Origin of the sequence: Roseateles chitinivorans, assembly GCF_002761755.1 — a bacterium.
GTDB classification, from domain to species: Bacteria; Pseudomonadota; Gammaproteobacteria; order Burkholderiales; family Burkholderiaceae_C; genus Roseateles; species Roseateles chitinivorans.
Map to the genome: position 1 here is coordinate 1 of NZ_PEOG01000108.1, position 11,743 is coordinate 11,743.

11 protein-coding genes are annotated in these 11,743 nt (G+C 69.0%); 9 read left to right on the forward strand and 2 right to left on the reverse strand.

Going from position 1 to position 11,743, the window contains the following annotated elements; translation table 11 throughout:
* From odhB to CS062_RS23810, 5 genes are all read left to right on the forward strand, one after another.
* Window positions 1-971: 2-oxoglutarate dehydrogenase complex dihydrolipoyllysine-residue succinyltransferase (gene odhB, locus CS062_RS23790; protein ID WP_233218232.1), on the forward strand; the 971-nt coding region annotated here is incomplete at its 5' end.
* A 104-nt stretch (window positions 972-1,075) separates the two neighbouring features.
* Window positions 1,076-1,573, forward strand: coding sequence for a hypothetical protein (locus CS062_RS23795; protein WP_143742485.1), 498 nt, complete (start codon window positions 1,076-1,078; stop codon window positions 1,571-1,573).
* On the forward strand, window positions 1,570-2,997 hold the full coding sequence (gene lpdA, locus CS062_RS23800; protein ID WP_099864238.1) for a dihydrolipoyl dehydrogenase: 1,428 nt from the start codon (window positions 1,570-1,572) through the stop codon (window positions 2,995-2,997). The genes CS062_RS23795 and lpdA overlap by 4 nt, the downstream gene beginning before the upstream one ends.
* Window positions 2,998-3,132: 135 nt before the next feature.
* Entirely contained in the window at window positions 3,133-4,233 is a 1,101-nt protein-coding gene (gene zapE / locus CS062_RS23805; RefSeq protein ID WP_099864239.1) for a cell division protein ZapE, read from the forward strand.
* A gap of 104 nt (window positions 4,234-4,337) precedes the next feature.
* Entirely contained in the window at window positions 4,338-5,018 is a 681-nt protein-coding gene (locus CS062_RS23810; RefSeq protein ID WP_143742486.1) for a hypothetical protein, read from the forward strand.
* 113 nt (window positions 5,019-5,131) lie between these two features.
* Here the strand turns inward: CS062_RS23810 and CS062_RS23815 are convergent, their stop codons facing one another.
* Window positions 5,132-5,899 (reverse strand): PP2C family protein-serine/threonine phosphatase, encoded by a 768-nt coding sequence (locus tag CS062_RS23815; RefSeq protein ID WP_099864242.1) that lies wholly within the window; start codon window positions 5,897-5,899, stop codon window positions 5,132-5,134.
* Between the two features lie 52 nt (window positions 5,900-5,951).
* Here CS062_RS23815 and CS062_RS23820 point away from each other — a divergent pair, with 52 nt between their 5' ends.
* Both CS062_RS23820 and yoaA read left to right on the forward strand, forming a co-directional pair.
* Entirely contained in the window at window positions 5,952-6,206 is a 255-nt protein-coding gene (locus CS062_RS23820) for a YdcH family protein (RefSeq protein WP_099864244.1), read from the forward strand.
* Window positions 6,193-8,304, forward strand: a complete 2,112-nt coding sequence (gene yoaA, locus CS062_RS23825; protein WP_233218233.1) for a DNA repair helicase YoaA — start codon at window positions 6,193-6,195, stop codon at window positions 8,302-8,304. Before CS062_RS23820 ends, yoaA begins: the two co-directional genes overlap by 14 nt.
* Before the next feature lie 158 nt (window positions 8,305-8,462).
* Here the strand turns inward: yoaA and CS062_RS23830 are convergent, their stop codons facing one another.
* The gene (locus CS062_RS23830) at window positions 8,463-9,245 is read right to left on the reverse strand and encodes an outer membrane protein assembly factor BamD (protein ID WP_099864250.1); all 783 of its coding nucleotides are present in this window, start codon (window positions 9,243-9,245) and stop codon (window positions 8,463-8,465) included.
* A 142-nt stretch (window positions 9,246-9,387) separates the two neighbouring features.
* Between CS062_RS23830 and CS062_RS23835 the strand changes: the two genes are divergently transcribed.
* Both CS062_RS23835 and scpB read left to right on the forward strand, forming a co-directional pair.
* Window positions 9,388-10,434, forward strand: coding sequence for an RluA family pseudouridine synthase (locus CS062_RS23835; RefSeq protein WP_099864245.1), 1,047 nt, complete (start codon window positions 9,388-9,390; stop codon window positions 10,432-10,434).
* A gap of 285 nt (window positions 10,435-10,719) precedes the next feature.
* A complete protein-coding gene (gene scpB / locus CS062_RS23845; RefSeq protein WP_099864247.1) occupies window positions 10,720-11,538 on the forward strand; it encodes an SMC-Scp complex subunit ScpB in 819 nt (272 codons plus the stop codon).
* Window positions 11,539-11,743 lie beyond the last annotated feature (205 nt).

An 11,743-nucleotide genomic window follows, 5' to 3' on the forward strand; every position in this document is an offset into this window, starting at 1 on the left:
ATCCTGCTGGAGCAATGCGAAGGCGTGCTGCTGTTGATCGACGACACCGCCCACGATCCGGTGGCGGACCTGGCGCACTACCACGCGCTGCTGATGCGGCCCGGCCAGAAACGCCGTCCGTGGATGGCCGCGTGACCAAGGGCGACGTGCTGGGTGCGATCGAAGGCGGCGCCAAGCCGGCCGCGATCCCGGCCCCGGTGCAGGCCCCGACCGCGCCGGCCGCCAAGCCGCTGCCGGCGGTGGCTGCCCCGGCCGCGGTCAACCTGGGCGATCGTCCGGAACAGCGCGTGCCGATGAGCCGCCTGCGCGCCCGCATCGCCGAGCGCCTGCTGCAGTCGCAATCGACCAATGCCATCCTGACCACGTTCAACGAAGTGAACATGGCTCCGGTGATGGAGCTGCGCAAGAAGTTCCAGGACAGCTTCACCAAGGAACACGGCACGAAGCTGGGCTTCATGAGCTTCTTCGTCAAGGCCGCGGTCCACGCGCTGAAGAAGTACCCGGTGCTGAACGCCTCGGTCGACGGCAACGACATCGTCTACCACGGCTACTTCGACATCGGCATCGCCGTCGGCTCGCCGCGCGGCCTGGTGGTGCCGATCCTGCGCAATGCGGACCAGATGAGCTTCGCCGACATCGAGAAGAAGATCGCCGAGTTCGGCAAGAAGGCGCAGGAAGGCAAGCTGGGCATCGAGGAGATGACCGGCGGCACCTTCTCGATCTCCAACGGCGGCACCTTCGGTTCGATGCTGTCGACCCCGATCATCAACCCGCCGCAGTCGGCCATCCTGGGCGTGCACGCGACCAAGGACCGCGCCGTCGTCGAGAACGGCCAGATCGTGATCCGTCCGATCAACTACCTGGCGATGTCCTACGACCACCGCATCATCGACGGCCGTGAGGCCGTGCTGGGCCTGGTCGCGATGAAGGATGCGCTGGAAGATCCGGCACGTCTGCTGTTCGACATCTGATGGACGCGAGGCGGATCACGGCGAAGACATTGGGGGCAGCTGCCCTCGGCGTTTTCGCGTGTCTCCCGCCTGTGTTCGGATGCGCGATCGAGGGCGAGTACCGGATGTCGTGGGTCAAGACGCATGGTGGCGGGCCGCTCCCCGAGTTGCGCATCGTGCTGTCGGGCGTCCCGGCACAGGACCGCGAAGTGCTGGACGGGATGCCGGCCGAATCGGCGGCGGATTGCCGATGGCACGTGCAATCCTCACGACCGGTCAGCGATCGGTATTTTGTGAAGGTCGCCGATATCGGGCGGGCGAAACTGGATGCGCTGTTTGCGTCTGCACGTCCGGCGCTGGACTGCTACCAAAACGATCTGGCGGTGATCTGCAGGAACCCGTCCGGCGAGCCGCTTACCGCAGTCTGTTCACGGGAGCGCGGGACGCATCCTCTGATTGACCCGGCGAACGGGATCGACTGGCTGGTCGAGCATTTCTGTTCCGTGAGCGGGTCCGAGCGCGAAGACTTCGAGATCGCCAGGCGCATCGACGTTCCGGCCGCCGAACTCATCGGCGCTGTCGGGTATCAAGGTATTTTCAGACTCGAAAGAATTCAGAAATGAGCAAGCAATTCGACGTCGTCGTCATCGGCGGCGGCCCCGGCGGCTACATCGCGGCGATCCGCGCGGCCCAGCTGGGCTTCAACGCGGCCTGCATCGACGAGTGGAAGAACGACAAGGGCGGTCCCGCCCCCGGCGGCACCTGCACCAACGTCGGCTGCATCCCGTCCAAGGCGCTGCTGCAGTCCAGCGAGCACTTCGAGCACGCGGGCCACGGCTTCGCCGACCACGGCATCTCGATGAATGACCTGAAGATCGACATCGCCAAGATGATCGGTCGCAAGGACAGCGTCGTGAAGCAGAACAACGACGGCATCCTCTACCTGTTCAAGAAGAACAAGGTCACGTTCTTCCACGGCCGCGGCTCGTTCGTGGCCGCCAAGGACGGCGCCTATGAGGTGAAGGTCGCCGGCGCGACGGAAGAGACGATCACCGCCAAGCATGTGATCGTCGCCACCGGCTCCAACGCCCGCCAGTTGCCGGGTGCCCCGTTCGACGAAGTCAACATCCTGTCCAACGACGGCGCGCTGCGCATCCCGGCCGTCCCCAAGAAGCTGGGCGTGATCGGCTCCGGCGTCATCGGCCTGGAAATGGGCTCGGTGTGGCGCCGCCTGGGCGCGGAAGTGACGATCCTGGAAGCGCTGCCCGCGTTCCTGGGCGCCGCCGACGAGTCCGTCGCCAAGGAGGCCGCCAAGGTCTTCAAGAAGCAGGGCCTGAACATCGAGCTGGGCGTGAAGATCTCCGGCGTCGAGAACGGCAAGTCCGGCGTGACCGTGAAGTACACGGACGCGAAGGGCGCCGAGCAGTCGCTGGCGGTGGACAAGCTGATCGTCTCGATCGGCCGGGTGGCCAACACCATCGGCCTGAATCCGGAAGCCGTCGGCCTGAAGCTGGACGAGCGCGGCGCGGTCGTCGTGGACGACGAGTGCAAGACCAACCTGCCCAACGTCTGGGCGATCGGTGACGTCGTGCGCGGTCCGATGCTGGCGCACAAGGCCGAGGAGGAGGGCGTCGCCGTCGCCGAGCGCATCGCCGGCCAGCATGGTCACGTCAACTTCAACACGATCCCCTGGGTGATCTACACCAGCCCGGAGATCGCGTGGGTCGGCAAGACCGAGCAGCAGCTCAAGGCGGACGGCGTGGCCTACAAGGCGGGCCAGTTCCCGTTCCTGGCCAACGGCCGCGCCCGCGCGCTGGGCGACACGACCGGCTTCGTCAAGTTCCTGGCCGATGCCAAGACCGACGAGATCCTGGGCGTGCACATCATCGGCCCGATGGCCTCGGAACTGATCTCCGAAGCCGTCGTCGCGATGGAGTTCAAGGCCTCGGCCGAGGACATCGCCCGCATCTGCCACGCGCACCCGTCGCTGAGCGAGGCGACCAAGGAAGCGGCCCTGGCCGTGGACAAGCGCACGCTGAACTTCTGAGCCTCGGCTCGAAGCGCCACGGACGCGTAGGAGAGGGGCGGCGCGAGTCGCCCCTTTTTTCTTGCGCCGACGCGCGCGGGCACTCCGCCCGATTTCCCGATCGCGATCCCGATCCCGTGACCTGAACTTCGCCGCATGACCACCGTCACCGAGCTCTACCACCAGACCCTGGCCGAACGCGGCTACACCGCCGATCCGGCCCAGCTGCGTGCCGTCGCCGCGCTGCAACGCTGCCAGGATGAATGGGCCGCCTACAAGGCGCGGCGCTCCAATGCGGTGACCAAGCTGCTGGTGCGCCCGCCGCTGCCACGCGGGGTCTACATGTTCGGCGGCGTCGGCCGCGGCAAGAGCTTCCTGATGGACTGCTTCTTCCAGGCCGTGCCGCTGACCCGCAAGACCCGGCTGCACTTCCACGAGTTCATGCGCGAGGTCCACCGCGAACTGCAGGAACTCAAGGGCATCCAGGATCCGCTGGACGAGCTGGGCAAGCGCATCGCGCGGCGCTTCCGACTGATCTGCTTCGACGAATTCCACGTCGCCGACGTCACCGACGCGATGATCCTGTACCGGCTGCTGGATGCGCTGTTCAAGAACCGCGTGTCCATCGTGACGACGTCCAACTTCCATCCCGACGGCCTGTATCCCAACGGGCTGCATCGCGACCGCATCCTGCCGGCGATCGAGCTGCTCAAGGCCAACTTGGAAGTCATCAACGTCGACAACGGCACCGACTACCGGCAGCGCTCGCTGGAGCATGTCGAGCTCTATCACACGCCGCTGAACGCCGACACCGAGGGCGCGCTGACGGCGGCCTTCGAATCGCTGGCCGAGGCCCGCGACGAGGATCCGGTGCTGCACATCGAGCACCGCGAGATCCGTTCCCGGCGCCGCGCCGGGGGCGTCGTGTGGTTCGATTTCGCCGAGCTGTGCGGCGGCCCGCGCTCTCAGAACGACTACCTGGAACTGGCGACGCAGTTCCATACGCTGATCCTGTCCAACGTGCCGGCGATGCCGCCGCGGCTGGCCAGCGAGGCGCGTCGCTTCACCCTGCTGGTGGACGTCCTGTACGACCGCCGCGTGAAGCTGATCATCTCCGCGGCGGTGCCCGCGGAGCAGCTCTACACCGAGGGCCCGCTCGCGCACGAGTTCCCCCGTACCGTGTCGCGGCTGCAGGAGATGCAGTCCAAGGAGTACCTCGAGCTCGAGCGGCGCGAGGTCGACACGCGGCTGACCTGAGCGCGTGTGCGCGGGCCAGGGTCGCCCTGTCGCCGCGGGATGTAGGGAAGTCACCGGCGGCGGCTTCGCCGGCAAGGGGGCTGGCGGATGCGATGATCGCGCCCATGACTTTCCGCTTCGTTCTCGCCGCCGCGTCCGTCGCGCCGATCGCGCTGGTCGCGCTGTATGCCGTGTCCCCCGCCGCCCATGCCGCGGAGATGACCCGCGCCGAGATCGATGCCGCCCGCGCCCGGATCGAGCAGGCCTACCAAGCCCGGGTGAAGGAGTGCAACCAGCGCTTCATCGTGACCGGATGCCTGGAGGAGGCGCGGGACGAGCGCATCCGGCAACTGCGGCCGCTGGACCGGGTCGAGCACCAGGTCAACGCCGAGGAGCGCCAGCGCCGCAGCGCCGCGGCCCGTGAGCGCGTCCAGGAGAAGGAACGCGAGGCGGCTCAGGACGAGGCGCGCCGCAAGACCGAATCGGTACGGGAGGCGGTCCAGCCGGCGTCGGCGCCAGCGGTGCCCGGCGCACGCACGCCGCGCGCGAATCCCGAGCTGCATCAGCGCCGCGAGGCGCGGCAGGAAGCGGAGGCCAGGGCCGAGGCCGCCAAGCGCCGCGAGGCGGCCGCGGAGCGCCGCCAGAAGGCGCTGGAGCGCCAGCGCAAGGCCGCTGACCTGCAGGTCCGGCAGGCGGAGAAGGCGGCGTCCGCCGCGTCCGCGCCGGCGGGCAAGAACACCAAGCCGCCGGCGGCCCATCTGCCGACGCCCTCGGCCTCCGACATCCGCGCGCTGCCCAAGCGCTGAAGACGCGCTGAAGGCGCTGGCGACGTTGCAGCGGCCGAGGCGGTCAGCCCGGTTCGCCAGAAGCGAAACGCCGGTCATCGACCGGCGTTCTCATTGGTGCTGCGGAGGGCGTGTTACTCGAGCGGATCCAGCCGCACGATGGCCAGCGACAGGTTGTCGCCGGTGCCCTTGGCGCGCTGGCGCGCCTTGTTGACCAGCAGCTCCGCGCCGTCGCGCGGCGGCAGGCTGTGCATCACCGTGCCCAGTTCGGCCGGGCTGAAGTAGTGCCACAGGCCGTCGCTGCAGGCCATCAGGCTGTCGCCGTGCTCCAGGCGCTCGATGAAGGACTCGACCGGCGTCGGCTCCTGCACCGTACCCAGGCAGGCGGTCAGCAGGTTCGATTGCGGATGCACCAGCGCCTCGTCTTCGGTGATCTGGCCTTCGTCCACCAGGCGCTGGACGTAGGACTGGTCCAGCGAGCGCGTCACCATGTTGGGGCCGCGGAAGTGGTAGAGGCGGGAGTCGCCGGTGTGGATCCAGAAGCAGCGGCGGTCGGCCGTAAGCAGGTAGGCGGCCAGCGTGCTGTGCGGTTCCTCCTCGGCCGAGATCGCCGTCAGGCGGATCATCAGGTGGGCTTCCGAGACGATCTGGCGCAGCAGCTCGGCCTCGTCCTCCTCGCCGGGGACGAAGCGCTCGAACAGCTGCTGGGCGGTCAGGATGACCTGGTCGGCGGCCTTGCGGCCGCCGCTCTTGCCGCCCATGCCGTCGGCGACGATGCCGAGCACGCAGCCGCTCTGGCGCGGATGGGCGATGACCTGGACCTGATCCTGCTGGTACAGACGATCGCCGCGATGGATGCCGGTGGCGGCGCTGAGGCGAAAGCCTGGGGTAGTGCGACTCATCCCAAAACTATAATCGTGCGGCTCGGCGTTCCGGCCGAGTGGTTCCCCGTTTATGGATGAACAACTTCACTCTCCAGCCCGACGTCTGATCGAACTGCGCATCGCGCATGCCGAGCTGGATGGCCGCATCGACGCGCTGATCGGCGCGTCGACGCTTCGCGTGATCGACATCGGCGGGGAAGGCACCGGCATCGCCGTGCCGCCGGTCGACGACCTCACGCTGCGCCGGCTGAAGAAGCAGCGCCTGGCCCTGCGCGACGAGATCGCGCGGCTCGAGCGGGCCAGTGATCCCGATGAGCCGGCCTGACCGTCACGATCCCGACACCGACGACTCGACCGACGCCCTGATGGCCGATGCCCCCTGGGGCGCCGCCGAGGCGACGCCGGCGCTGGCGGCTTCGCGCGCCCGCGCGGCGGCCGAGGCGCTGCGCCCGGGCGAGCTCGAGCAATCGGTGGTCGCGGCCTTCGACACGGGTGGGCCGCTGTCGCGCCACGACCCGGGCTATTCGCCGCGCGAGCCGCAGCAGCGCATGGCGCTGGCCGTCGCGCAGGCGATCGCCGGACGGGACACCCTGGTGGTCGAGGCCGGCACCGGCGTGGGCAAGACCTTCGCGTACCTGGTGCCGGCGCTGCTCAGCGGCGGCCGCACCCTGATCAGCACCGCGACCAAGAGCCTGCAGGATCAGCTGTTCATGCGCGACCTGCCGAGGCTGCTCGACACCTTCGCGCTGCCGCTGCGCGCTGCGTTGCTGAAGGGGCGAGGGAGTTACCTCTGCTTGCACCGGCTGCAGCAGGCGCGCCACAGCGCGGAGCTGCCGGACCGACGCGCGGTCGCGCAGCTCGCGCGCATCGAGCGCTGGGCGATGACCACGCACACCGGCGACTTCGCCGAGATCGACGGCCTGGACGAACGCTCGCCGGTGATCCCGATCGTCAGCTCGACGCGCGACAACTGCCTGGGCACCGATTGCCCGTCCTATCGCGAATGCCATGTGGTGAAGGCGCGGCGCGAGGCGATGGAGGCGGATCTTGTCGTCGTCAACCATCACCTGTTCTTCGCCGACCTGGTGCTGCGCGACAGCGGCGTCGCGGAGCTGCTGCCCAGCGTCGAGGTCGCGATCTTCGACGAGGCGCATCAACTGCCCGAGGCGGGTCTGAACTTCCTGGGCCGGATGCTGGGCAGCGCGCAGCTGTTCGACTTCGCGCGCGACATGCTGGCGCAGGGACTCGCGCATGCGCGCGGGCTGCAGGAGTGGCAGGCGATCGCCGGTGGTGTCGAACGCGCCGCGCGCGCGTTGAGGCTGGCCTGCGCCGGTGGGCGCGAACTGCGCGGCGTGCTGAAGCTGCGCTGGAACGAATGCGATGGCCGGGCCGATTTCGATGCGGCGCTGGGCGAGGTCGCGCGGGCGGTGGAGTTCAGCGTCGACGCGCTGGCCACGGTCATGGAAGTCGGGCCCGACCTGGCGCGCCTGCATGAGCGCGCGGTCGAGCTCTACAAGACGGCGCAGCTGTTCGCGCGCGCGCCGGATGCGGGCGCGGTGCGCTGGGTCGACGTCGGCACGCACCAGGTGCGCCTGATCGAGTCGCCGCTGGACATCCGGGAAGCGATGCAGGAAGCGCTTGCGAGTACGCCCAAGGCGTGGATCTTCACCTCGGCGACCTTGGGCGAGGATGATGCGCTGAGCTGGTTCACCGAGCCGGCGGGTCTTGGCGAGGCTCGCACGCTGCGTGTGGGCAGTCCGTTCGATTACGCGGCGCACGCGCGGCTCTATGTGCCGCGGCATTTCCCGAAGCCGTCCGAGCCGGATCACGGCGAGTCGGTCGGCTGGCTGGGGGCGCGGCTGGCGGCGCGGCTCGGTGGGCGCACCTTCATCCTGACGACGACCTTGCGTCAGTTGCAGACGGTGGCCGAGGTCCTGCGTCAGCGCTTCGAGGAGGGCGGGCACCGCATCGAGGTGCTGGTCCAGGGCAGCATGCCGAAGCGGCAGTTGCTGCAGCAGTTCATCGATCAGCCGGCGTCGGTGCTGGTGGGATCGGCGAGTTTCTGGGAGGGCATCGACGTGCCGGGCGATGCCTTGCAGTGCGTGCTGATCGACAAGCTGCCGTTCCCGCCGCCGAACGATCCGCTGGTCGAAGCGCGGGTGGCGCGACTCGAGTCGGAGGGCCGCAACCCGTTCATGGAGTACTTCGTTGCCGAGGCCGCGATCGCGCTCAAGCAGGGCGCGGGCCGCCTGATCCGCACGGAGTCCGATCGTGGCCTGCTGGTGGTCTGCGACCCCCGTCTGGCCGGCTCGCACTACGGCAAGCGGTTGCGCGAGGCGCTGCCTCCCATGACGCAGGTACCCGACGAGGCGAGTGCCCAAGCCTGGCTCGCCGAGCTCAAGACCACGCACGACACGCGATAGCCCCCAACAGAGAAGCCCGCTTCAAAGCGGGCTTCGATCCACCGACTGCTACTTCGATGGAGATCTGGTGGCCAGACGCCTGCCAGACTAGGCGCGAGGGGCCGCCGCATAGCAGCGCTATGCAAGGCCCCGAGCAACGACGTCTGGCGGGCGTCTGGTCACCAGATCTGCCACCAGGCTTTGTCTTTGGGTTTGGCCTTGCCCGTCGTCAGGTAGGAGCTGTCCGGGAAGCTGGCCACGAGCACGCGGCGGGTGTCGTCGCGCAGCTGGGTCATGCCGAGCTTGTCGTAGCTCTGCATCATCAGGAACAGGGCTTCCTCGAGCGCCGGCGCGTACTGGAACTCCATCAGCGCGGCCTGCCCACGATTGGCCGCGGCCAGGTAGGCGCCGCGGTTGTAGTAGTAGCGCGCCACATGCACCTCGTAGGCCGCGAGGCTGTTGGTGATGTAGTCGATGCGGATGCGGGCATCCTCGGAGTACTTCGATTCGGGGAACTGCTCGACCAGTTGCTTGAACGCCTGCATCGAGTCGCGCGCCGCCTGCTGGTCGCGCTCGGAGATGTCCTGGCGCGCGATGCGGCCGAACAGGCCGAGGTCGTCGTTGAAGTTGACCAGGCCCTTCATGTAGAGCGCGTAGTCCAGCGCCGGGCTGGACGGATTGAGCTTGATGAAGCGGTCCAGCACCGTCACGGCCTGCACGCGTTCACCGCTCTTGTAGTTCGCCCAGGCCAGGTCCAGCTGCGCCTGCTGGCCCAGGGTCGTGCCGGCGGCGCGGCCCTCGATGCGCTCCAGCGTCTTGATCGCCCGGTCGTAGGAGCCGGAGAGCATGTCCTCCTTGGCCTCTGCGTACAATTTCTCCAGGTTGGCCTGGGAATTCGGGTCCTCCTTGGGGGCCGACGAACAGGCCGCCAGTCCCAGCACGGCGGCGGTCGCGGCGGTCATCGCGGCGCAGCGCCACGCGGCGCGCCAGGTACCGGACGGCTCGACAGATTCCGCGGTCCGGCGGCGCAACACCCAAGTCTCGATCATGGTCCACAGGGCGCGCGCGACGGCGGCCCTCATCTGAAATTGGAGCGGCGATTATATGGTTCAGGTCGGCCACGGCCCGGCGCCTGAGGGCAGGCTTTACCCGGGCGAGGCCTCGGGTGGCGAGGGCATCGACGACGTCCAGGAGGTGGGCATCGACGCGCCCGAGCGCCGCGAGGCCGAGGCCGGCCGCGACGAGCTCGCGCTGCGCCTGGACAAGTGGCTGGTGCGGCTGGCGCCGGAGTTCTCGCGCAGCCACCTGCAGGGCCTGATCGAGCGCGGCTGCGTGACGCTGGACGGCCAGCTCGTCACGCAGGCATCGCGCAAGCCCAAGCTGGGCCAGCGCCTGGCCGTCGAGCTGGTGCCGACCGAGGAGGCGCTCGCCTTCCGCGCCGAGCCGCTGGACCTGGACATCGTCTTCGAGGACGAGCACCTGCTCGCGGTGAACAAGCCCGCCGGGCTGGTGGTGCATCCGGCGGCGGGCAATTGGTCCGGCACGCTGATGAACGGCCTGCTGGCCCATCACCTGAAGGCGGCGACGCTGCCGCGCGCGGGCATCGTGCATCGCCTGGACAAGGACACCTCCGGGCTGATGGTCGTCGGCAAGACACTGCCGGCGGTGACCGCGCTGGTGCGGATGATCGCTGCGCGCGAGGTCCACCGCGAATACCTCGCCCTGGTCCATGGCCGCACGCCGGACGAGTGGATCGTCGAGGCGCCGATCGGCCGCGATCCCCAGTCGCGCACCCGCATGGCGGTGGTCGGAGGCGGCAAGCCGGCGCGCACCGATTTCTTCAAGCTGGCCGAGGGTGAATGGCAGGATGCCCGGGGCCTGGGCCGGACCGTCTCCGCGCTGCATTGCGTGCTGCACTCCGGTCGCACCCACCAGATCCGGGTGCATGCCTCGCATCGAGGTCATCCGCTGGTGTCGGACGCGCTGTACGGGGGCGCCGAAGCGCTCGGCGTGCCGCGCCAGGCGCTGCATGCGGCGCGGCTCGGTTTCGAGCATCCGATCACCGGCGCGCCGATGCGCTTCGAGACCCCGTTGCCGGAGGAACTGGCGTCGGGTTGGCGCGTCGCGGGTTTGCCCGATCCGGTGTTCTGAGAGGAGTCCGCGCGCCCGCGCTACAATGCCCCCAATTCTTGCGCGAGAACGTGCGCAAGACGGCGGCGGGGCGGCAGTCGACCCCGTCCGCAGCGCAGGCCGCGGACCGACGCGGCGTCCGTCCCACCGGCCGGGACCGTCCACTGAACGGCGGCCGATGGAGCGAAGAGCTCCCAAGCAAGCAGATCGAACCCGTCCAGCGCGGCCCGTTGCCACCGCTGGCGCCCAAGATGGCGAAACACACCGATTTGACCGGTCCCGAGGCCGGCGTCATGAGCTGAGCCCATGGACACGCAGGAGGCCAAACGGGTCCTGGAGACGGCGCTGCTGTGCGCGCAGGCGCCGCTGACGCTGCGCGAGATGCGTTCGCTGTTCGTGGACGAGCTCAATGCGGACAGCGTGCGGTCGCTGCTCGACGAGCTGCTGCGCGAGTGGGAAGGGCGGGGCGTCGAGCTGGTCGCGCTGTCCTCCGGCTGGCGCTTCCAGAGCCGGCCCGAGATGCGCGAGCATCTGGACCGGCTGAATCCGGAGAAGCCGCCGAAGTATTCGCGGGCGGTGCTGGAGACGCTGGCGATCATCGCCTACCGTCAACCGGTGACTCGCGGCGACATCGAGGACATCCGCGGCGTGATGGTGGCGGCGCCGATCATCAAGCAGCTCGAGGACCGCAACTGGATCGAGGTCATCGGGCATCGCGAGGCGCCGGGCCGGCCGGCGCTGTTCGCGACGACGAAGCAGTTCCTCGATGACCTGGGGCTGCATTCGCTGGAGCAGTTGCCGGCGCTGATCCAGGGCGGCGACCCGACGCCGATCGCCGGGGCGTTGCAGGCCTCGCTGCTGGAGGAGCCGCCTGGCGACGTGGTCGTCGAGATCGAGCCGGATGAGGCCACCCCGGTGGCCCTGACGGCCGAATCGACGGCGACTGAATCGGCAACGACTGAATCGACGGCGGCCATGGCGCCGCCGTCCGAGGGTGACGGTCAGGCATCCGAACTGCCCGAAGCGGCGGCGCAGGCCGCCATCGAAGACGAATCCAAGCCGGCCGCCTCGCGCGAGCCGGGTGAAGAACCACCGGCCGGGGCTGTCAACCCCGAGCCCACTTGACGCCCCGGGAAGGGGCCGTGTCCACCGCTGACAAGGTGCAAGCCGACACATGAATTCCAACGAAATCGACGATTCCAAGCCCGAGACGCTGACCGCCGCTGCGGCGGACACGCCGTCCGAAGCGCCCGCGAAGCCCAAGCGCACCCGCAAGCCGGCCGCGGCCCCGACGGAGGGCGCCGACGCTGGCGCCGCGCCCGCGGCCGAG

What these genes read in the sequence shown, in the direction of transcription:
- CS062_RS23795 (WP_143742485.1), top strand. Translation starts at nt 1,076, where the DNA reads ATGTCGTGGGTCAAGACGCATGGTGGCGGGCCGCTCCCCGAGTTGCGC.
- lpdA (WP_099864238.1), top strand. Translation starts at nt 1,570, where the DNA reads ATGAGCAAGCAATTCGACGTCGTCGTCATCGGCGGCGGCCCCGGCGGC.
- zapE (WP_099864239.1), top strand. Translation starts at nt 3,133, where the DNA reads ATGACCACCGTCACCGAGCTCTACCACCAGACCCTGGCCGAACGCGGC.
- CS062_RS23810 (WP_143742486.1), top strand. Translation starts at nt 4,338, where the DNA reads ATGACTTTCCGCTTCGTTCTCGCCGCCGCGTCCGTCGCGCCGATCGCG.
- CS062_RS23815 (WP_099864242.1), bottom strand. Translation starts at nt 5,899, where the DNA reads ATGAGTCGCACTACCCCAGGCTTTCGCCTCAGCGCCGCCACCGGCATC.
- CS062_RS23820 (WP_099864244.1), top strand. Translation starts at nt 5,952, where the DNA reads ATGGATGAACAACTTCACTCTCCAGCCCGACGTCTGATCGAACTGCGC.
- yoaA (WP_233218233.1), top strand. Translation starts at nt 6,193, where the DNA reads ATGAGCCGGCCTGACCGTCACGATCCCGACACCGACGACTCGACCGAC.
- CS062_RS23830 (WP_099864250.1), bottom strand. Translation starts at nt 9,245, where the DNA reads ATGACCGCCGCGACCGCCGCCGTGCTGGGACTGGCGGCCTGTTCGTCG.
- CS062_RS23835 (WP_099864245.1), top strand. Translation starts at nt 9,388, where the DNA reads ATGGTTCAGGTCGGCCACGGCCCGGCGCCTGAGGGCAGGCTTTACCCG.
- scpB (WP_099864247.1), top strand. Translation starts at nt 10,720, where the DNA reads ATGGACACGCAGGAGGCCAAACGGGTCCTGGAGACGGCGCTGCTGTGC.